Origin of the sequence: Sciscionella sediminilitoris (assembly GCF_000737195.2) — a bacterium.
GTDB lineage: Bacteria > Actinomycetota > Actinomycetes > Mycobacteriales > Pseudonocardiaceae > Sciscionella > Sciscionella sediminilitoris.
In genome coordinates this window covers 110,734-131,463 of the sequence record NZ_JALM01000081.1, presented here as the reverse complement: position 1 = coordinate 131,463, position 20,730 = coordinate 110,734, and the positions used below count along the sequence as shown (strand labels likewise).

The window sequence follows — 20,730 nt, the reverse complement described above, 5'->3', positions numbered from 1 at the left end:
GCGATGATGCCAACCAAGCGGTACACCGGTTACCAGTCCTTCGCGTATCTGGAAGCGGGGACGGACTACCCCGAGTTCACCCCCGCGGCCGATGTGGATCGGTTGCCCGCGCACGATCTCGGGCTGAGCTCCGGGGAACGGGTGCGGGCCGAACGGCTGCTGACCGAGAACATCGCGGTGTCCCTGCACGATCACCCGGTCCGGCTGCCCCGCGACACCCGCGCCGAACTGCTCGCGTGGAACCGGGAAGCACGGCTGGCCTACGGCTACGAGGGGCTCAGCCGCTCCGGGCTCGACGCGGTGTTCGACAACCTCGGCTGGGGTGCGTGCGAGTCCCGGAACGGGTGGAAGTGGGACGACGTCATCACCGATCTCGGCATGCGGTTCTGCGATTTCGCCCACCAGGACTACGTGATCCGGGCCGAATCGGTGGCCGATATCCGGCGCGCGCACGCCGAGGGACGGCTTGCCGTCATCGCCGGGCTGGAGGGAGCGGCCCTCATCGAGAACGAGATCGACCGGCTCGACGTGCTCTACGGGCTCGGCGTCCGGCAGATCGGGATCGCCTACAGCGAGGCGAACGCGCTCGGCGGCGGGCTGCGCGAGACCCGCGACGGTGGGCTGACCGCGCTCGGGCGGCGCGCGGTCCGCCGGATGAACCAGCTCGGGATGGCCATCGACGTCTCGCACGCGGGGGACCGGACCGCGCTCGACGTGATCGAGGCCAGCGAGGTGCCCGTACTGATCACCCACGCCGGGGCCAGGGGACTCTGGGACACCCCGCGGATGAAACCCGACGAGGTCATCCGGGCCTGTGCCGAATCGGGCGGCATGATCGGCATCGAGGCCGCCCCGTACACCACGGTCAGCCCGGGCCATCGCAGGCACGGCATCGAGTCCGTGATGGATCACTTCCGCTACTGCGCCGAACTCGTGGGCATCGAGCACGTGGGGTTCGGCCCGGACACCTTCTTCGGTGACCATCTGGACCTGCACGACGTGATGAGCCGGAGATGGGGAGTCGCCGACACCATCCGCTCCGGCCCGGAGTTCGAGACCGTCGACGCGGTCGCCGGGCTGGAGAACCCCGGGGAGAACTTCCGCAACATCACCGGATGGCTGGTCAAACACGGCTTCGGCGATGCGGAGATCGCCGCGGTCATCGGCGGCAACGCCCTGCGTGTGCTCGACGAGATTTGGTAACCCCTTCCCCACGGAGTTGTGATGCAACAGCAGGCAAAACACCGGAAAGTCCTCGGCGCCGCGATGATCGGGCACGCCGTGGAGTCCTACGATTTCGTCATCTACGGATCCTCGGCGACGATCATCGCGAAACACTTCTTCCCCGCGGGGAACCCGGCGCTGGCGATCCTGTCCACGCTCGCGGTCTACGGCCTCGCTTTCGTGGTGCGCCCCCTCGGGGCCGCCGTGTTCGGCAGTGTCGGCGACCGTCTCGGCAGGCGCGCTGCGCTGTCCTGGGTGGTGCTGATCATGGCGGTGTCCACCGCGGCGATCGCGGCGCTGCCCGGCTATGCGAGCGCGGGGATCGCCGCGCCCATACTGTTGCTGTGTGCCCGTCTCGCGCAGGGCATCTCGATGGGTGCGGAATACACCAGCGCGGCCTCCTATGTGATGGAGCAGGCGCCACCGGCCAGGCGCGGGCGCTGGATCAGTGTCGTGGGCAGTGCCACCTTCATCGGCTCCGCCTTGGCGACCTTCGCGCTGCTGGCCCTGGAACTCGTCTCACCGGCCGCGTACGCGGACTGGAGCTGGCGGCTGGCCTTCCTGTTCGGCGGGATCATGGCCCTCGTCGGGCTCTACATGCGGCTGCGCCTCGACGAGACGAGCACCTTCCGCGAACTCGAGGCCGAGGGGGAGACCTCGGCCCGGCCGGTGCGGGACAGTTTCCGCCAGTGGCGGGTTTTCCTGCTGCTGTTCGCGATCTTCGCGCTGCTCGCCGTGCTGGTCCACAATCTGCTCGGGTATCTGCCCACCTATCTCACGACCACCGGTGGACTCGGCGGGCGCACGGTGCTCATCGCGGGCGGTGTCGCGCTCGTGGTGTGCGCGGGCGTGTGCCTGCTCGCCGGGATGTTCGCCGATCGCTTCGGGCGCAGACCCTTGCTGCTCGGCGGGGTGGCGATCGCGGTCGCCGGTTCGGTGCCCGCCTATCTGCTCGCCGGCGGCGGCACCCTGGTGTCCACCCTGGCGGCCGAGATCCTGCTCGTCGTTCCGGCCGCACTGGTCACCATCGCGGCCACGACCATCGCGGTGGAACTGGTGCCGCCGCGGGTGCGCGCCACGAGCACCGCGCTCGCCTACAACGTGGCCTACGCGGTGTTCGGCGGGACCGCGCCACTGCTCGGTGCACTGCTCACCCAGCGATTCGGGCAGCTGGCCCCCGGCGCCTATATCGCGGTGGTCGCGGCGATCGCGCTCGTCATCCTCGTCCTCGCGCTCCCGGAAACCCGTGACCGGGCGGCAAGCGATTTCCGGGAGCATGCAAGGAAATCCGTCACACGCTGACCGGGGTGAGCGCCGCACCCATCCAGCGGGCGATGGCGACCATCCGGGCATCCGTGCCCGGCTGGCCCATCACCTGCAGCCCGAACGGGAGACCGCCGACCGCCATCAGGGGAACGTTCACCGCGGGTGCGCCCAGCAGGGAGCTCGGGAAGTTGAACGCCGGATCCCCGGTCGGCCACCGGGCGGGTGGTTCACCGGGAACATCGCCGAGCCATTGCGGAGCGGAACCACTGGAGGTCGGTGCGATCACCGCGTCCACGCGCGGTCCCAGCTGCGCGTGGGCGGCCTGTACCGCGGCCCGGTCGCGCAACGCCTCCTCGTACCCCGCGGCGCCCAGGTTCTCGGCGGCCTCGATGAAGAACCGCTTGGCGCGCGCACTGACGCCGTCGGGGTTGTCCGCGACCACATCACGGAACGCCCAGTAGTGTTCCCAGGCGAGAATTCCGCTGCCGAGTTCGGCCGCACCGAGCAGGGCTTGTTCGAACCGTTCCAGCACGGGGTCCCCGGTGCGTCGCAGCACGGTCACCCCGGCCGCCGCCAGCTGCGCGAGAATCTGCTCGAAGGCGCCCCGGCTGGTGGCATCGAGGCGTTGCCAGCCCTCGGTTTCCAGTACGGCGAGGGTCAGCGGGCGGTGCGCGGGCGGCGGGGTGGCGGGCCCGGAGAGCGCGGGCTTGCCCGGATCACCGCCGGCGCGGGAGGCGATCGCGATCGCGATCTGCCACATGTCCTCCGGGCAGCCGGCGAGCACCCCGTGCGCGGTCATGCTCGCGGTCTGGCGCTCACCGCGGTTGATGGCGCCCTGGGTGGGTTTGAGTCCCCAGTTGCCGTTGTAGCTCGCCGGTCGCATCAGCGAGCCCCCGGTCTGGGTGGCGATGGTGGCCGGAACCATCCGGGCCCCGACCGCGGCCCCCGAGCCGGAGGAGGAACCGCCCGGAGTGTGCCGCGGATCGAAGGGGTTCGTGGTCGGACTGGGTTCCGGGCCGCCGAGCTCGGTGGTCACCGTCTTGCCCAGGATCACCGCGCCCGCCTGGCGCAGCGCCCAGACAGCCGCGTTGTCGTGTTTCGGGAAGTTCCCCGCGAACGCGGCGCAGCCCATCTGGGTCGGCATGTCCCTGGTCTGCAGCAGATCCTTGATGCCGATGGGGAGCCCGTCGATCGGGGAGAGCTGTTCGCCGCGCCGCCAGCGCCGGGTACTGGCCGCGGCCTGTTCACGGGCGCCGGACTCGTCGAGCACCACCCAGGCCCGGACGACGGGCTCGCGCTCGGCGATCGTCGCGAGGCACCGTTCCAGATAGTCGCTCGGGGAATCGGTGCCCGCGCGGAAATCCCGGACCGCGGTGTGGAACCGCAGGCCCTGGAAAGTGGCCGGGTCGTATCCGGCTTCGTTCCCGGTGATCGCGGAATTCATGGCTTCTCCTTGTTGCCTGTGAGCAAGGTCGGACTACAATGTGGCACGTCGTATCGTATCGCAGAACAGCAACGGAGGAGAGTATGAGCGAGCTGGAACCGTGGCAGTGGGACGAGCCGACCTGGCGCGGGCATGTGGAGAAGGTGCGGGCCGGACGTCCGCTGGTGCCGGATTCCTGGCCGGGTGGCGCCAAGGTCGCGGTGGCCCTGTCCTTCGATGCCGACCACGAGACGCCGATGCTGCGCGACGGCGAGGTGTCCCCGGGCAAGCTGTCCCAGGGTGAGTACGGAGCCCGGGTCGGTGTGCCGCGGATCATGCGGCTGCTGGACCGGTTCCGGGCGCCGGCGACGTTCTTCATGCCCGCCGTTTCCGCGCTGCTGCACGAGAACGAGGCCAAGGCCTATGTGGACGCCGGGCACGAGATCGCGCTGCACGGCTGGATCCACGAGCGGAACACGGTGCTGCCACCCGGAATCGAACGCGAACTGGCGTTGCGGGCCATGGACACGCTGGAGAAGGTCTCCGGGATGCGCCCGTCCGGTGTGCGCACCCCGTCCTGGGATTTCTCCCCGCACACCCTGGCGATCACCCGGGAACTCGGGCTGGCCTACGACTCCTCGCTGATGGCCGACGACGACTGCTACGAGATCCTCGCCGAGGGCGAACCCACCGGGATCGTGGAACTGCCGGTCGAGTGGATCCGCGATGACGCGGTGTACTTCAACATGGAGCGGTTCAGCGCGCTACGGCCTTATACGCCGCCGCGCGGGGTGCTCTCGCTGTGGCGCGACGAGTTCGACCTGGCCTATGCCGAAGGCGGGGTGTTCCAGCTGACCATGCACCCGCACATCATCGGGCACCGGTCCCGGATCGCGATCCTGACCGAGCTGCTGGAGCACATCGGCGCGCACGAAGGCGTGTGGTTCGGCACGCACGCCCAGGTCGCCGAGTACGTCTCCGGGCTGTGACGGGCTAACAGGCTGTGACGGGCTAATCGGATACCAGTTCGGCCGCGGGCCAGCGCTGATCGGTGACGGCGATACCGATCTGGCTGGCGACCTCGCGCGCGACGATGTCCACCGCGGCCGGTACCCGCCCGGTGCGGGGCATGGCCAGCACGACCGTGCGCCACACCTCCGGCTCGGTCAGCGGCGCGGCGCACAGCAGCCCGGTGGCGATCTCCCCGGTGAGCCCGACGGCGGGCAGGATGGTCCAGCCGTGCCCGGCCTGCGCGAGTTTCTTCTGCAGTGCCATGGAATTCGTGCTCACCGTGCCGTCCAGGGCGAGGCCTGCCCGCCGGGCACCGCCGTCGATCAGGGTGCGCAGCCCGTGCCCGGTCGTCGGCAGGACCAGTGGGTGCGCCGCGGCTTCGGCGAACGGCACCGGGCGATCCCGGCGCAGCCCTGCCGGTGCGGGCGCGGCGATCCAGAGCTGTTCGCGGACCAGTTGGGTCACGTTCAGCGAGGGTGAACCGGTGATGTTGTACTGCAGGCTCAGATCGAGATCGCCCTCGTCCAGCCAGCGCTGCAGGTGTCCCGAATAGGCGGTCTGCAGCCGCAGTTCGATCCCGGGATGGTCCTGGCTGAGGCGTGCGACGAGCGGTTCGGCGAGCAGTTCGGCGGTACTCTCCAACAGGCCGAGGGTGACGATCCCGGTCACGACTCCGGGTGTGGGGGCGAGCTCGGCGCGAGCGCGATCGAGTTCGGTCAGCGCCCGGCGGGCCCGCTCCACCAGGGCGCTCCCTGCCTCGGTGGTGCGCATGCCGGTGCGGGTGCGGTCGAACAACGGGACGCCGAGCTCGTCCTCGAGTGCCTTGATCTGCCGGGTCACCGCGGGCTGGACCAGGTGCAGCAGTTCGGCGGCGCGGGTCACGCTGCCCGCCTCCGCGACGGTCACCAGTGCGTTGAGCTGTTTGAGGTCCATCGCAACCGCGCATATCTCCATCAGGAAAAGGTATTTCTCAGCTCGGGTCATAGTAATCCATGATGGAATCGAGAACGAGGAATGGGAGGGCACCCGATGGACGGGCTCGAGGAGGAGGAAAACGCGATCGTCGCGCTGGTCGGCGAGTTCGTCGATCGGGAGGTGAAACCGGTCGCACAGGAACTGGACCACAGCAACACGTATCCGGAGAAGCTCATCGAACAGATGAAGGAGATGGGCATCTTCGGGCTCGCGATCCCGGAACCCTGGGGCGAGGCCGCGGTCTCGGCGCAGTGCTATGCGGCGGTCACCGAGGAGCTGGCGCGCGGCTGGATGAGCCTGGCCGGTTCGATGGGCGGGCACACCGTGGTGGCGAAGCTGCTGCTGGCCTTCGGCACCAAAGAGCAGCAGGACAGGTACCTGCCGCGGATGGCGACCGGCGAGATCCGGGCCACCATGGCGCTGACCGAACCCGGTGGCGGCTCCGATCTGCAGGCGATGCGCACGGTGGCGCGCCGTGAAGGCGAGCAGTACGTGGTGAACGGCGCGAAGACCTGGATCACCAACGCGCGCCGCTCGCAGCTGGTGGCGCTGCTGTGCAAGACCGATCCGGACGCCGACCCCCCGCACAAGGGGGTGAGCATCCTGCTTCTCGAGAAAGGGCCTGGTTTCCAGGTCTCCCGCGATCTGCCCAAGCTCGGCTACAAGGGCGTGGAGAGCTGCGAGCTGTCCTTCGACGATGTCCGGGTCCCGGCGGACGCGTTGCTCGGCGGCACGGAGGGCCGTGGTTTCGCGCAGATGATGCGCGGCCTGGAGATCGGCCGTATCCAGGTCGCCTCCCGCGCGCTCGGAGTCGGCCAGGCGGCGCTGAACGACGCGCTGCGCTACGCCCAGGAGCGGGAGAGCTTCGGGCAGCCGATCTGGCAGCACCAGTCGATCGGCAACTACCTGGCGGACATGGCCACCAAACTGGAGGCCGCGCGCCAGCTCGTGCAGCACGCGGCGCGCCGTTACGACTCCGGGGAGCGCGCCGATCTGGAGGCCGGGATGGCGAAGCTGTTCGCCTCGGAGACGGCGATGGAGGTCGCGCTCAACGCGGTGCGCATCCACGGCGGCTACGGCTATTCCACCGAGTTCGACGTGGAACGCTACTTCCGGGATGCGCCGCTGATGATCGTCGGTGAGGGCACCAACGAGATCCAGCGCAATGTCATCGCCCGGCAGCTGATCAAGCGCCACCGCATCTGAAGGGGGCACGGCATGTCCGGACCGCTGAGCGGTATCACCGTCCTCGCACTCGAACAGGCGGTGGCCGCCCCGTTCGCCACCCGCCAGCTCGCCGATCTCGGGGCGCGCGTCATCAAGGTCGAACGCCCGGCCGCGGGCGACTTCGCCCGCGGCTACGACCGCGCCGTGCACGGACAGTCCAGCTACTTCGTCTGGCTCAACCGCGGCAAGGAAAGCGTCGAGCTCAACATCAAGGACCCCGCGGACCGGGCGGTCCTGATGCGGATCCTCGCCGAGGCGGACGTGTTCGTGCAGAACCTCGCCCCGGGCGCGGCCGACCGTCTCGGACTCGACGCGGTCACGCTGCGCGCCTCCCGGCCCGAACTGATCCACTGCTCGATGTCCGGCTACGGCCCCGAAGGCCCCTACCGCAGCAAGAAGGCCTACGACCTGCTCGTGCAGTGCGAGGCCGGACTGGTGATGGCCACCGGAACACCGGAGTTACCGTCGAAGGCCGGGTTCTCCATCGCCGACATCGCCACCGGGATGTACGGCTACAGCGGCATCCTGACCGCGCTCTACGAACGTGAGCGCACCGGGCGGGGCGCCACACTGCGGATCGCGATGCTCGACGCGCTCGGCGAATGGATGAGCCAGCCCGCCTCCTTCGCGCACTACAGCGGAACACCGTCGCGGCGAACCGGGGCGAAGCATCCCTCGATCTCGCCCTATGGCCCGTATCGCACCGGCGAGGGGACGGTGTTCCTCGGTATCCAGAACGACCGGGAATGGTCCGCGCTGTGCCACACCGTGCTCGAGCGTCCCGAACTGGCCGGGGATCCGCGGTTCCGGTCCAATGTGGACCGGGTGGCGAACGATGCCGAACTGACCGCGGTCATCGAGTCGGTGTTCGCCGGATACACCGCGGAACAGGCCGTGGAACTGCTGGAGCGCGCGGGAATCGCCAATGCCACCCTGCGCACCCCGGACGAGCTCCTGGAACATCCGCAACTGCGGGCGCGGGACCGCTGGCGCCAGGTGGACACCCCGGAGGGTCCGGTCCGCGCCATGCTCCCTCCGGTGGAATCGGACACCGGGGAACCGCCCATGCGCCCGGTCCCGGCGCTCGGCGCGCACAACGAATCGGTGCGCGCCGATTTCGGCCCACAGCAAGCCGGGGAGTCGGCACGATGAGTGAAACCGTTGAGCGAGAAGAACTCCTGATGCCCGGACCGGCCCAGGCTCTCGGCGCGCTGCTCGGCGTTCCGGTGCCCGATCTGGCCGGTGGCGCGGGAATTCCGCTGCTGTGGCACTGGATCTACCTGCTCGACCACCCGGCACAGTCGGACCTCGGCCCGGACGGGCATCCGGCGCGCAACACCGTGCCCGCGCCACCGAAACCAGGGCAGCGGCGGATGTGGGCGGGTGGCCGAGTGCGCCAGCACGGCGAGCTGCGCTGCGGTGAGCACGCGAACCGGCGCACCAGAATCCTGTCGGTCGAGGAGAAACAGGGGCGCTCCGGTCCGCTGACCTTCGTGGTTGTCGGGCACCGGATCGAGCAGGCCGGTCGGCTGATCGTGGACGAGGAACAGGACATCGTGTACCGGCCGATCCCGGAACGGGGTGCCACGACCGGGGAACCGGATTCCACCGTGCCCGTGGCGCCGGGGGAGTGGGCGGTCGATGTCTCGCCGGTGCTGCTGTTCCGTTTCTCCGCGCTCACCTACAACGCGCACCGCATCCACTACGACCGCGACTACTGCCGGGACGTCGAGGGCTATCCGGGACTGCTCACCCACGGCCCGCTGCAGGCGATCGTCATGGCCGAGAAGGCCCGCGACGGCGGGCCCTCTGCGCACACCGCGTTCGACTACCGGCTCGTCTCCCCGCTGTTCGACCATCAGGGCATGGTGGTCAGCGCGGTTCCCGGAGAGCCGGGAGAGACGGTCAGCGCGGTCCGGGACATCCACGGGCGGCAGACCGCGAGCGGCAGGCTCCGCCCGCTGCACCGCTGACTCCGCCGGGGGAAACGCTACTGGTCGCGCAAGGCCCGGCGGCCCGCGCTGCGCAGGAAATCCACGATCACCTGCGGTGTGGTCCTGCTGTGCGCGAGGGACAGGCGCAGGTCCCGCAGCGGCGTGCGCGGCCGGTGCGCGGTGAGGATTCCCGCCTCCAGGTCGGCGCGCACCAGCCAGTGCGGGAGGAAACCGATCCCGCCACCGGCCGCGACCAGTCCGCTGGTGACCGGGAGGCTGTTGCAGGTGCTGAAGTTGGGCAGCGGAATGTCCGCCTCGCCGAACCAGCGCGCCACTATCCCGTGGATGGCCGAGGGCGGCGGATTGATCAGGATCCGCTGCCCGGCAAGGTCTTCCGGTGCGATCCGCTCGGGGAGTCCGCGGTTCCCGTTGCTGACGATGGTCAGCGCGGTGTTGCCGAGTTCCTCGACGCGCACGTGCTCGCTCGGTTCGGCGTTGCTCATGAACGCGAGGTCCAGCTCGCCCCGGTCGAGCATGCGGGCCAGTGCGACGCTGGACGAGGCGGTGAGGCGCACATTGACCTCGGGGTGACTGCGTTCCAGCCGTTCGAGCACCCTCGGCAGGCAGGTCATGGCGAACAGGTCCGAGGAACCGAGGCGCAGTGTTCCCTGCCACGGATCGCCGGCGCGCAGCCGCTGCCCGAGTTCCTCGAGCAGGGCGAGCTCGCGTTCCGCGTAGTGCAGCAGCAGCGTCCCGTCCGCGGTGAGCCCGACCGCGGTGCCCCGCCGGTGGAACAGCGCGGTACCGGCGGCGGTCTCCAGCTGGCGGATGCGCAACGAGATGGCGGGCTGGCTGAGCCCGAGGCGTTCGGCCGCCGCGCGGAAGGTGCCGAGCCGGACGATCCAGACGAACGCCTCCAGCTGACGCGGCGTGATATCCAGCATAAGGGAAACTTATCAGAAATGACGTGGATAACTGATCAACGTGAACGGGCTCGTTGCCTAGCATCGGGGACGTGAATTCAGCGTCGAAGCATGGTCCCGCCGTCACCGGGGTGGACACCCACGTGCACATCCTGCGGGTGAACGCGAGCCTGGCCGCCGACCGGCATTCCGCGCCGAGCAGGGACACCACGGTGCCCGAGCTGTTCGGCCTGCTGGACGCGCAAGGGCTCTCGCACGCGGTGCTCACCGCCCCGAGTTTCTACGGCGAGGACAACACGGTGTTGCTGGACGCCCTGGCACAAGGGGAATCCCGGTTGCTCGGCACGATCACGGCCGGGCCGGAGACGAGCGTGGTGGAGCTGCAACGGCTCGCCCGCTCCGGGGTGCGCGGGATCCGCTGCAATCTGATCGGCCGTCCGGAAACCGGACTGCGGACCCTGGCCGAGAAGGCGGCGGCCACCGGGTTGCATCTGGAACTGCTCGCCGAGGCGGACCGGATCCCCGCGCTCGGGGCGAGCGTGCTCGCGGCCGGTGGAGTGCTCGTGCTGGACCATTTCGGACTGGACGCGGACCTGGGCTTCGTGCTCGAGGCGGTCGCGGGCGGCGACACCTGGGTGAAGCTCTCCGCGCCGTATCGGCTGCCGAACCGCGCGGTGGCCGCGGATCGGGCCGCGGAACTGCTGGCGCACCGGCCCGATCGCCTGCTGTGGGGCAGTGACTGGCCGTGGGTCAGCCACGAACACGAGGGCTTCGGGTATTCCTCCACAGTGGACTGGCTGGGCGAATGGGTTCCCGAGGAACACCTGCGCCGGGCCGTGCTGGCGGACAATCCGGCGCGGCTGTTCGGATTGGCGGCGGCCGGATGAGCGCGCCGAACGCCGCGGGCAGGCTGGACCGGCTGCCCGCCTCCCGGTTTCTGTGGGCCTGTTTGGTGCTGATCAGCCTCGGGGTCTTCTGGGACACCTACATGCTCTATTCGATCGGGCCGCTGTCCTCGGCATTCGTGAAGGCGGCGCACCAGGAGCAGCTGGCGACCCAGATCCCGACCGCGCTGTTCCTCGGCACCTTCATCGGTGCGGTGCTGCTGGGCCGGATCGCCGACCGGATCGGCCGCGCCCGGGCGTTCACGCTCAATCTCGCGGTGCTCGCGATCGGTGCCTGTGTGGCCGCGCTGGTTCCGGTGAACTTCCTGCTGTTGCTGGCGATTTTCGTGGCCGGTATCGGAACCGGTGCGGAGATCCCGCTCTCGGTGACCTACGTACAAGAGCTCGCCCCCTCCGCGCGCCGAGGTCGGCTCAGCTCGCTGATGCTGGCGATCGGCTTCCTCGGCGGCACCACGGGTGGGCTGATCGCGGCGGCGATGGCCGAGGTATCCGGCGGATTCCGGATCGGGCTGCTGATCGCCGCGGCGGGTGCGCTGCTCACCATCGGGCTCCGGCTCTGGGTCCCGGAATCGCCGCGCTGGCTCGAACGCAGGGGCCGTCATGCCGAAGCGGAGGCGGTGCTGCGGCGGATCGAGTCCGCGGTAGCGCGCGGGACCGGTGCTGAACGGCTTCCCGAACCGGCGGCGCCGCCCGCGGTTCCCGAGGCCCGCGCCGTCTCGACGACGACCCTGCTCAAACCCGCCTATCTGCGCAGGACGCTGAGCGCCTGGCTGATCGAGCTCTGCCAGGGATTCGGCTCCTACGGATTCACCACCTTCGTTCCGGTGATGCTCTACGCGCGCGGCTACGATCTGGTGCACGCGGTCGGCTACACCGCGCTGATCCAGCTCTCGTATCCGGTCGGCACACTGCTGTCCTCGTTCATCACCGACCGGATACCGCGCAAATGGGGCATGGCCGCGTTCTACACGCTCAATGTGGGCGTCGGCATCGGGTTCTACTTCGCGGGCACGGACTGGCTCGTCGTGCTGTGCGGATTCCTGACCTCCATGCTGATCTTCATCGACGGCCCCTTGCTGCACACCTATGAGGCCGAGATCTATCCGACCGAGCTCCGCGCCCGCGGTGCCGGAACCTCGTTCTCGATCAGCAGGCTCGGCGGTTTTCTCGCGCCGCTGGCCGCTTCGGCGATCATCGCCGCGCTCGGGGTCGAGGCGGCGGGGCCGTATCTGATCGTGATCGCCGGAGCGAGCTGGCTGGCCTGCGCACTGTTCGCCGCGCTGCTCGCCGTCGACACCAGCACCCGCAGCCTCGAACGGCTCGCGGAACCCGAACCCGTATCGTGACCCGGTTCGTCAATCAGGGAGGACTGTCCATGTTGCACTCCACGAAAACCCCGGCGCAGAAGCGGGCCGCGTTCCGCGAACGGCTGCGCGGCGGCGAACTGCTCCGGTTGCCCGGTGCGTTCAACCCGCTTTCCGCGAAACTGATCCAGGACAAGGGGATGGAGGGGGTCTATCTCTCCGGTTCGGTGATCGCCGCCGATCTCGGGCTCCCGGACATCGGGCTGACCACGCTGACCGAGGTCGCCGGGCGGGCCGGGCAGGTCGCCAGGGTCACCGAGCTCCCGGTGCTCGTGGACGCGGACACCGGATTCGGTGAGGCGATGAACGTGGCGCGCACGGTGCAGTGCATGGAGGATGCCGGGGTGGCCGGGATCCATCTCGAGGATCAGGTCAATCCCAAGCGATGCGGGCACCTGGACGGGAAACACGTGGTGCCCCTCGCGGACGCGGTACAGCGGATCCGCGCCGCGGTGCAAGCCCGCCGTGATCCGAACTTCCTGATCATGGCGCGCACCGATGCACGCGGGGTGTCCGGAATGGACGAGGCGATCGAACGCGCGAAGGCCTATGCCGACGCGGGGGCGGACGCGATCTTCCCCGAGGCGATGACGGATCTGGAGGAGTTCGCCGCCATGCGCGCGGCCGTGGATGTGCCGATCCTGGCCAATATGACCGAGTTCGGCAAGAGCGAGCTGTTCAGCACCGCGGCCCTCGCCGAGGTCGGCGTCAACCTGGTGATCTTCCCGGTCTCCCTGCTGCGGCTGGCCATGGGCGGCGCCGAACGCGCGCTGGACACGATCACCGAACACGGCACGCTGGAGTCCCTTGTGCCCCAGATGCAGACCCGCGCCCGGCTCTACGAACTGCTCGACTACGAGTCGTACAGCCAGTTCGATTCGGGCGTGTACGACTTCACCGTCTGAGCCGACGGTCCGCGCAGCGCGGCACCCGATGGGTGTTGCGCGCACCCCAGCACGCTCGTGTAGGCTTACTGAAAATGATTGTCATCTTCAGTCGAGCCTGGGGGTCGCATGTCGCAGTATCGGTCGTCGCCCATCGCGTGGGGTGGTGCAGGTGATGACCTGGAACACGCGCGGCGACGGCGGCACACTCTCACCTGGCTTGGCGGTCTTTCGCTGATCCTGCTCGGTACGATTCCGGTGGCGGTCGGGATCGGACCGGTGGGTGTTCCGCCGGGCACCGTGCTCCGGATCGTCGGGCACCATCTGTCCGGCCTGCCCGCGGTGCCGGACTGGCCCGGGTCGGCGGACACGATCGTCTGGCTGGTGCGCATTCCGCGGGTGCTGCTCGGGATCGCGGTCGGAGCCGGGCTCGGCATGACCGGTGTCGCGCTGCAGGCCCTGGTGCGTAATGTGCTCGCCGATCCCTACATTCTGGGTGTGACCTCGGGGGCATCCACCGGGGCGGCCGCGACGATCCTGTTCGGGGTCGGCGGCGGCATGGGGGCGGCGGGCCTGACCGGGAGTGCCTTCATCGGCGGTGCCGCGGCGACCGCCCTGCTTTTCCTGCTCGCCAGGGTCGGGGGACGGATCACCTCGATCCGGCTGCTGCTGGCGGGGGTGACGATCGGCTTCGTGCTCTCCGCGGTGACCAGCTTCCTGATCTTCCTCTCGGATGCCCCGGATGGTGCGCGCGCGGTGCTGTTCTGGTTGCTGGGTTCACTGGCCAGGGCGCAGTGGTCGTCGATCGGGATCGCGGTCGTCGTGGTACTGGCCGCGCTGATCCTGCTCGTGCTGTGGGCGCGCCGGTTCGACGCCTTGGCGGTCGGCGACGACAGCGCGCGCACCCTGGGAGTCTCACCGGACCGGTTCCGGGCGCTCTCGCTGGCCCTGGTCTCGCTGTGCGTGGGCGCCGTTGTCGCGGTCGCCGGGGGAATCGGGTTCGTGGGCCTGGTGGTACCGCACATCGCGCGGCTCTGCGTCGGCGGGGCACATCGGCGGGTTTTCCCGGTGGCCGCGCTGATCGGCGCGATATTCCTGGCGTGGGCGGACGTGTTCGCGCGGGTGGCCTTCGCCCCGCGAGAACTACCGCTGGGCATCGTGACCGCGGTGGTCGGCGCGCCCTTCCTGGCGGTACTGGTCCGCCGGTTCTATGCGGGAAATGTATGAGCGGCAAGGGAAAGGGGACTGTGCGGTGATCACGGCTGAGCGGGTGTCCTTCGCCTACGCGGAAACCCCGGTGCTCGACGAGGTCACGGCGACCGCGGGGGACGGCGCCATGATCGGGCTGATCGGGCCGAACGGCAGCGGCAAGACGACCTTGCTCCGGACCCTCTACGCGGCGCTGCGACCGGGATCCGGCCGGGTGGAGGTGGACGGAACACCCGTGGCGCAACTGCGGCCGATCGAACTCGCCCGGCGGATCGCGGTCGTCGCCCAGGAAAGCGCGCCCGAACTGCCACTGACGGTGGTGGACATGGTGCTGCTCGGGCGCGCACCGCTGCGCTCGGTTTTCCAGTCCTACAGCCGGGAGGATCACCGGAAGGCCGCTGCGGCGCTGTACCGGGTGGGCGCCCGGGAGCTCGCGGAACGGTCCTTCAACACCCTGTCGGGCGGCGAGAAACAACGGGTGCTGATCGCCCGCGCGCTGGCGCAGGAAGCCGACCATCTGCTGCTGGACGAGCCGACCAACCACCTCGACATCCGTTACCAGCACGAGATTCTGGCCCTGGTGCGGACCTTGGCGATCACCACCGTCGTGGTGCTGCACGACCTCAACCTGGCCGCGCGGTACTGCGATCGGCTGGTGCTGCTCGACGGTGGCCGGGTGGTGTCCTCGGGTGAGCCGGACACCGTGCTCCGCCCGGAGGTACTCGAACCGGTCTATGGGGTGGCCGTGCGGCGGTTCGAGGAACCGGACTGTATTCAACTCGGTTTCCGGCCGCATGCCGGGAAACCGGACTACGAGGCGACACCGCGGGCCTGATGGCCGGCGAGGAAAGGAAGACGTTGTGCGATCCGGAATGAAGGTCGCCGGTGCGGCCTCGGTAGCCGTGCTCGTGCTGAGTGGTTGCGGTGCCGGTGATTCCGCGGGCCGTTCGCCGGGCACTGGGAACGGTTTTCCCACTACGGTCCAGAACTGCGGTCACCGAGTGCAGATCGAGCGCAAACCGGAACGGGTGGTCGCGCTCGGCCCTTCGGAGGTGACGTCGCTGTACTCGGCCGGTGCCGCGGGAAAACTGGTCGGCCGGGACGATGCGGGGATGAAGAGCGCCCCGTACACCTCGGAGATCCGGTCCGCGGTGCGCAAGGTTCCGCAGCTGGGCTCGGGTGGTGAACTCACCAGGGAGAACCTGATCGCCATGCAGCCGGATCTGGTCGTGGGCTCGGTCAGTGAGTCGATCACCCCGGAATCCCTGGAGGCGGTGGGGATCCCGATGCTCAGCCTGCGCGGGAACTGCGGCTCGAACCACGCGCCCGGGGCCAGCGACGGCACCGCGGACTTCGCGGATGTGTTCAGCGATCTGCGGCTCTACGGCCGGTTGCTGGGCACCGAACCGCAGGCCTCCGCCGCGGCCGGGAGCATGCGAGAGCGGATCGAACGAGCCACCTCGACCGCACCGCTGCGCGGAAAGACCGCGGCCGCGGTGATCGTGTTCGACAATTCCCTCGAAGCATACGGCCGCCGTTCGATGGCGCACACCCAGCTCGCCGCGCTCGGCGCCAAGGATGTGTTCGGGAACGCGGACAGCCGGGTGTTCGAGGCGAACATGGAGGAGATCGCCGCGCGCAATCCCGATGTCCTCATGATTCTCTCGTACAGCGACACCGCGGAAGCGGCCAGGAAGAAGTTCCTCGCCCTTCCGGGAGCCTCGAATCTGGCCGCGGCGCGCAACAACGCGCTGTTCGTCCAGCCTTACGAGTACTCGTCCCAAGGCACCCTGTCGGTGAACGGTCTGGAGAACATGGCCCGGAACATGCCCCGGCAGCACTAGCGCGCCGAGCACCATTGCCGAACAACGACAACCTCATGGAGAATGCATGACCTTCACCGAAACACTCCCGGCCCTGGTGTGGACGGATCTGCTCGAGCGCTGGGATGCGCAACAGAGCGTCTACGTCCCGGGAAGGGAACGCGGATTCGAGGCGATGCTGTCGGTACTCGACGCGCTGCTTCCCGAGGAGATCGTGGTCCTGGACCTGGCCGCGGGCCCTGGTTCGCTCAGCAAACGCCTGCTGGAGCACCGGGAGAACGTGAGCAGTGTCGCGGTGGATCTGGATCCGGTGCTGCAGACCGTGGGCCGGGGCGCGCTCGGTGATATGGGCGGACGCCTGCGCTGGGTCACGGCCGATCTGCGCGAGCCGGACTGGACCGATCGGCTGGCGCAGCGGCGGTTCGATGCGGTGCTCTCCTCGACGGCGCTGCACTGGCTCACCCCGGACGCGCTCACCGAGCTCTACGAATCCCTAGCCGGGCTGCTGCGCCCGGGCGGGATTTTCCTGAACTTCGACGGATTCCCGTTGTCCAGTCCCGCATCCGGCTACGCGGCGGCGGCCAGGGCGATCGACCGTGCCCGCCAGGACCGTGCCCTTGCCGCGGGTAGCGAGGCCTGGCAGGACTGGTGGGAGGCCATGCGCGCGGTGCCCGAACTGGGCGAGGCCTTCGCCGAACGTGATCGGGTGCTCGCACCGGCCCGTGGCCGCTTGTTCTCCGGTTCGGATCGGCCGGAGGGCACCACCCTGGAAAGTCACGAGTCGGCACTCAACGCCGCCGGCTTCACCGAATTCGCCGTGATCTGGCAGGACTTTCACCGCAAGATCTTCCTGGCCGCGGCTTAGCGTCCGGCTCACCGACACCGAGGGAATCAGGCGTGGACCCGAAACTCACGAATTATCTCTATCGGAATCCCGAACTCTACGATTATGTGTTCCGCTACGCGGAGACGGGTGACCAGCTGAAGAAGATGTGTCATGCCCTGCTGGTGCGCAATGGCAAGGAGCCGCCGAGTTCGATTCTCGATATCGGCTGCGGGACGGCTTTCAAGCTCGCGTATCTGCGGGATCAGGGTTATGACTGCACCGGTGTGGATTATCAGGAGGCGATGGTTTCCTACGCCCGGGAGCAGTACCCGGACATGCGGTTCGAGGTGGGGGACATCCGGGATGTGCGGGTGGGCGGCAGGTTCGATGTGATCACCTGTCTCGGCTGGGTGATCGAGAATGTGCACTCCTGCAGCGATATCGCCAAGGCGATGGGCACCTTCGAAGCGCACGCGAAACCCGGGACGTTGCTGGTGTTCGACACGCACAATCCCATCGGGGATTTGCACGGTCTGGGTTCGCGCAGGGATTTCTCCATCGATCTGGAGGGTTTCAAGGCGACCGGTCAGGCCTCGTTCACGGTGGACCGCCGCAACCAGATCCTGACCAGGCACCGGACCTGGTCGTTGCCGGAAGGGGCGACCGAGGAGGACCTGGCGCGCTACCGGTTGTTGTTCCCGATGGAGCTGGAGCGCTATCTCACCTCGCACGGTTTTCGTGACATCGAGATGTACGACAACACCGAGATGACACCGACCGAGCTCGAGGGATCGATGCTGTATGTCACCGCGATCTACGGCGGCGCGACCGGCCGGGCGGTCCCGCCACCTGGGGAGTGACGGCGTGACCGTGACGGAAACCGCGCCACGCAACGGATTCCGCCCGTTGCTCGCGCTCGGCACCCGGCTGACCGGGGTGCAGCTGGCCCAGGTCGCCCTGACCACCACCGATATCGCCATGATGGGCACACTCGGGGTCAGGGCGGTCGCCGCGGGCGGACTGGCCGCGCTGCTCTACAACCAGATCCGCACCATGACGGTCGGCATGGTCACCCCGGCGGGCAATCTCGTCGCCGGGACGCTCGGCAGGCACGAATCCGGTGCTGCGAACGGGGAGCGGGCGGTGCACGAGGAGGTCCGCGGCGTGGTGCGGGCCTCGTTCGCGGTGGCCACGGTGGTCGGTGCACTGGCCGCCGGGGCGGTCATCGGGATCGGCTGTGTCCTGCCGTGGTTCGGCCAGTCCGCGGATGTGGTGGCGGTCGCGTTCCCGATGATGGCCGCCCTGGCACCCGGGCTGATCCCGATGCTGTGGCTGCAGGTGCTGCGGCAGTTCGCGGTCGGCATGCACCGGGCCGGTTCGCTGCTCGGGGTCACGATCGCCTCGATCGGGGTGAACCTGGTCCTGGACGGCGGTTTCCTCTACGGCTGGCTCGGCCTCCCCATCATCGGGGTGACCGGGATCGGCCTGGCCACCGCGCTGGTCCAGTTGCTGAGTTTCCTGGCCTACCTGCTGATCGTGCGCCGCGATCCGCACCTGAGGCCCGCGCTCTCGCTGCGCGGCTGGCGCGCCGAGCGGCAGCGGGTGGCCGAGATCGTCCGGCTCGGCACCCCGGCCTGTCTCACCTATGGTTCCGAGGCGGGCATCACCTCGGTGGCCACCCTGGTGATGGGGAACTTCGGACCGGTCGCACTGGCCGCGCACAACCTGGTCAACCAGATCACCTACATCGTGTACCAGTTCAGCATCGGGATCTCCCAGGGCGCCTCGATCCTGGTCAGCCGTTCGGTCGGGCGTGGCGACCGGGCGGAGCCCCGCCGGATCGCGTACCGGGCCTTCGCGCTCGCCGGGGCACTGCAGCTGGTGCTCGCCGCGGTCTACCTGCTCGCCCCGCGATCGGTGCTCGGCCTGTTCCTCGGCTCGAACGACACCGTCGTGTTCGGCACGGCGACGACCCTGCTGCTGCTCGGCATCATCCAGCAGATCACCAAGGGCGGGCAGAACATCGCGGTCGGGTTGATGCGCGGGCTCGACGACACCAAGGCCGGATTCCGCAGCAGCCTGGTCGGCTACTGGGGCGTGGGGGTGCCGGGGATGCTGCTGTGCGCCTATGTGTTCGGCTGGGCGGCAGCCGGGGTCTGGGTGGGGCTCTGCCTCGGATTCGGGGCCACCGCGGTACAGCTGCTCGTGCGGTTCACCCGGGCGGAGGTCCCGCAACGGTAGCCGGTCGGCGGCGGGACCTCCGCCGCCGACCGGGAGGATCACTTCGGTTCGAGCAGGAACACCGGGATACGCCGGTCGGTCTTCTTGCGGTAGTCGGCGTAGGACGGGTAGGCGGCGACCGCGCGCTCCCACCACTCGTCGTATTCGGCGCCCTCGATCTCGCGCGCCACGTAGGTCCGCGTCACGGTGCCGTCCTGCAGCGGGAACTCGGGATGCGCCTTGATGTTGTAGTACCAGGTGGGGTGTTCCGGGGCACCGCCCTTGGAGGCGACGGCCGCGTACTTGCCCTCGTGCTCCACCCGCATCAGCGGCGTGTAGCGCAGCTTGCCGGACTTCGCGCCGCGCAGCGTCAGCAGCACGATCGGGGATCCGAGGATCTCGATTCCCTCGGTGGTTCCGGTCTCGAGGATCTTCTTCGTCTGGTCCTGTACCCAGTCCGTGGGGCTCAGCTCAACGGTTTCGTCTGACATGCCGTGGCCAACACGCTCCGGGCCGCTACTATTCCCGGCCGGTTCAGCGCCGGGCGTCGGGGTGTTCCCTGGCCAGGCCGTCCGCATTGCGCTCGAGCAGCTCGAGTACCCGGCCGATGCCCGGATCACCGCGCGAGGACCGGCGGGTGACCGCGAAGTGGTGCCGCCGGACGGGCTGCTCCAGCGCGCGCAGCCGCACTCCCCGGGGCACCGAATCCGCGGCGAGGCGGGGGACCAGCGCGACGCAGAGGCCCGCGGCCACCAGCCCGAGCTGCACGGCGAAGTCGGTGGCCTCGGCGACGACCACCGGTTCGAAACCCGCGCTCCCGCAGGCGCGCCGGACCATCTCCGCGCAGGCCAGATCGGACTGCGGAACCACCCAGTCGCTCTTGGCGTGCTCATCCAGCCGGGCGGGCCCCGCCGGTCCGGAATCGGCCGTGGTGGCCAGCAGTACCTCCTCGGTGGTCAGCGCGGTGACCATCAGACCGGGCGCCGAGTCCGCGGGGGCGTTGGAATAGGCGTGCGTGATCGCGATATCCGTCTCGCCCGAGGCCAACGCGGCGGTGGCGGCCTGCGGTTCGAGCTCGCGCAGCCGCAGCTCGGGCCCCGCCCCGGCATCCTCGCGCAGCTGGCGCCAGGTCTGCGCCACATAGGAGCGCGCCGCACTGGGGAAGGCGGCGATCCGGTAGGTGCCGGATGTGCCCTCGCGCAGCGTCTCGACCTCCATCTCGGCGACGCTGACCAGGTCGGCGATGTCCCGCCCGTGCTGGGCGAGCACCTGCCCGGCCGGGGTGAGTACCACCCGCCTGCCCTGTCGTTCGGTGAGCCGGAGGCCGACCTCCCGCTCCAGCGCGGCGATCTGCATCGACACGGCGGGCGCGGTCAGGTGCAGCTCCGTGGCGACCGCGGCCATCGTGCCGAGCCGTTGCAGCTCCGCGAGCATCTGCAGTCGCCGAATCTCGAACACATCAGCAGACCTTACGCATTAGCTCAAAAGTCTTCAATAGACCTCGAGGTGTCCGGCG

At 69.1% G+C, this 20,730-nt stretch carries 20 protein-coding genes; 15 read left to right on the top strand and 5 right to left on the bottom strand.

From position 1 onward, the window contains the following. Positions 1–6: 6 nt before the first annotated feature. Both AD72_RS27920 and AD72_RS27915 read left to right on the top strand, forming a co-directional pair. On the top strand, positions 7–1,203 hold the full coding sequence (locus AD72_RS27920) for a dipeptidase (RefSeq protein WP_031469598.1): 1,197 nt from the start codon (positions 7–9) through the stop codon (positions 1,201–1,203). Between the two features lie 21 nt (positions 1,204–1,224). Then, on the top strand, positions 1,225–2,526 hold the full coding sequence (locus tag AD72_RS27915) for an MFS transporter (RefSeq protein ID WP_051899095.1): 1,302 nt from the start codon (positions 1,225–1,227) through the stop codon (positions 2,524–2,526). On the opposite strand, the gene AD72_RS27910 is transcribed toward AD72_RS27915, so the two are convergent. Further along, positions 2,516–3,934, bottom strand: a complete 1,419-nt coding sequence (locus AD72_RS27910; RefSeq protein WP_031469596.1) for an amidase — start codon at positions 3,932–3,934, stop codon at positions 2,516–2,518. The two genes, AD72_RS27915 and AD72_RS27910, sit on opposite strands and share 11 nt — an antisense overlap. Before the next feature lie 83 nt (positions 3,935–4,017). Between AD72_RS27910 and AD72_RS27905 the strand changes: the two genes are divergently transcribed. Further along, positions 4,018–4,902, top strand: a complete 885-nt coding sequence (locus AD72_RS27905; RefSeq protein ID WP_031469595.1) for a polysaccharide deacetylase family protein — start codon at positions 4,018–4,020, stop codon at positions 4,900–4,902. Between the two features lie 22 nt (positions 4,903–4,924). Here AD72_RS27905 and AD72_RS27900 read toward each other — a convergent pair whose 3' ends face one another. After that, positions 4,925–5,908, bottom strand: coding sequence for a LysR family transcriptional regulator (locus tag AD72_RS27900; protein ID WP_231644994.1), 984 nt, complete (start codon positions 5,906–5,908; stop codon positions 4,925–4,927). 45 nt (positions 5,909–5,953) lie between these two features. On the opposite strand from AD72_RS27900, the gene AD72_RS27895 reads away from it, so the two are divergent. The 3 genes from AD72_RS27895 to AD72_RS27885 are packed head-to-tail and all read left to right on the top strand — an operon-like array spanning position 5,954 to position 9,099. Further along, positions 5,954–7,105: an acyl-CoA dehydrogenase family protein gene (locus tag AD72_RS27895; protein WP_031469593.1), complete on the top strand. Its 1,152-nt coding sequence runs from the start codon at positions 5,954–5,956 to the stop codon at positions 7,103–7,105. A 12-nt stretch (positions 7,106–7,117) separates the two neighbouring features. Further along, on the top strand, positions 7,118–8,278 hold the full coding sequence (locus AD72_RS27890; protein WP_031469592.1) for a CaiB/BaiF CoA transferase family protein: 1,161 nt from the start codon (positions 7,118–7,120) through the stop codon (positions 8,276–8,278). Next, positions 8,275–9,099, top strand: a complete 825-nt coding sequence (locus AD72_RS27885; RefSeq protein WP_031469591.1) for an HTD2 family dehydratase — start codon at positions 8,275–8,277, stop codon at positions 9,097–9,099. Before AD72_RS27890 ends, AD72_RS27885 begins: the two co-directional genes overlap by 4 nt. A gap of 17 nt (positions 9,100–9,116) precedes the next feature. On the opposite strand, the gene AD72_RS27880 is transcribed toward AD72_RS27885, so the two are convergent. Then, complete coding sequence (locus AD72_RS27880; protein ID WP_031469590.1) at positions 9,117–10,004, bottom strand: LysR family transcriptional regulator; 888 nt, start codon at positions 10,002–10,004, stop codon at positions 9,117–9,119. Between the two features lie 71 nt (positions 10,005–10,075). Here AD72_RS27880 and AD72_RS27875 point away from each other — a divergent pair, with 71 nt between their 5' ends. The 9 genes from AD72_RS27875 (at position 10,076) to AD72_RS27835 (ending at position 19,235) form a co-directional block, all read left to right on the top strand. Beyond that, positions 10,076–10,870 (top strand): amidohydrolase family protein, encoded by a 795-nt coding sequence (locus AD72_RS27875; protein WP_037347536.1) that lies wholly within the window; start codon positions 10,076–10,078, stop codon positions 10,868–10,870. Then, positions 10,867–12,234 (top strand): MFS transporter, encoded by a 1,368-nt coding sequence (locus AD72_RS27870; protein ID WP_031469588.1) that lies wholly within the window; start codon positions 10,867–10,869, stop codon positions 12,232–12,234. The genes AD72_RS27875 and AD72_RS27870 overlap by 4 nt, the downstream gene beginning before the upstream one ends. Before the next feature lie 29 nt (positions 12,235–12,263). Further along, a complete protein-coding gene (prpB, locus tag AD72_RS27865; RefSeq protein ID WP_031469587.1) occupies positions 12,264–13,157 on the top strand; it encodes a methylisocitrate lyase in 894 nt (297 codons plus the stop codon). A 108-nt stretch (positions 13,158–13,265) separates the two neighbouring features. After that, positions 13,266–14,363: a FecCD family ABC transporter permease gene (locus AD72_RS27860; RefSeq protein WP_031469586.1), complete on the top strand. Its 1,098-nt coding sequence runs from the start codon at positions 13,266–13,268 to the stop codon at positions 14,361–14,363. Between the two features lie 25 nt (positions 14,364–14,388). Then, the gene (locus AD72_RS27855; RefSeq protein ID WP_031469585.1) at positions 14,389–15,180 is read left to right on the top strand and encodes an ABC transporter ATP-binding protein; all 792 of its coding nucleotides are present in this window, start codon (positions 14,389–14,391) and stop codon (positions 15,178–15,180) included. A 25-nt stretch (positions 15,181–15,205) separates the two neighbouring features. Then, positions 15,206–16,189: an ABC transporter substrate-binding protein gene (locus AD72_RS27850; protein WP_197285095.1), complete on the top strand. Its 984-nt coding sequence runs from the start codon at positions 15,206–15,208 to the stop codon at positions 16,187–16,189. Between the two features lie 46 nt (positions 16,190–16,235). Then, positions 16,236–17,033, top strand: a complete 798-nt coding sequence (locus AD72_RS27845) for a class I SAM-dependent methyltransferase (RefSeq protein WP_037347533.1) — start codon at positions 16,236–16,238, stop codon at positions 17,031–17,033. A 32-nt stretch (positions 17,034–17,065) separates the two neighbouring features. Further along, positions 17,066–17,854, top strand: a complete 789-nt coding sequence (locus AD72_RS27840; protein WP_031469582.1) for a class I SAM-dependent methyltransferase — start codon at positions 17,066–17,068, stop codon at positions 17,852–17,854. A gap of 4 nt (positions 17,855–17,858) precedes the next feature. Continuing rightward, a complete protein-coding gene (locus AD72_RS27835; protein WP_031469581.1) occupies positions 17,859–19,235 on the top strand; it encodes an MATE family efflux transporter in 1,377 nt (458 codons plus the stop codon). Positions 19,236–19,273: 38 nt separating this feature from the next. Here the strand turns inward: AD72_RS27835 and AD72_RS27830 are convergent, their stop codons facing one another. Next, the gene (locus tag AD72_RS27830) at positions 19,274–19,705 is read right to left on the bottom strand and encodes a nitroreductase family deazaflavin-dependent oxidoreductase (RefSeq protein ID WP_031469580.1); all 432 of its coding nucleotides are present in this window, start codon (positions 19,703–19,705) and stop codon (positions 19,274–19,276) included. A 43-nt stretch (positions 19,706–19,748) separates the two neighbouring features. Continuing rightward, a complete protein-coding gene (locus AD72_RS27825) occupies positions 19,749–20,672 on the bottom strand; it encodes a LysR family transcriptional regulator (protein WP_063890808.1) in 924 nt (307 codons plus the stop codon). Positions 20,673–20,730: the final 58 nt, after the last annotated feature.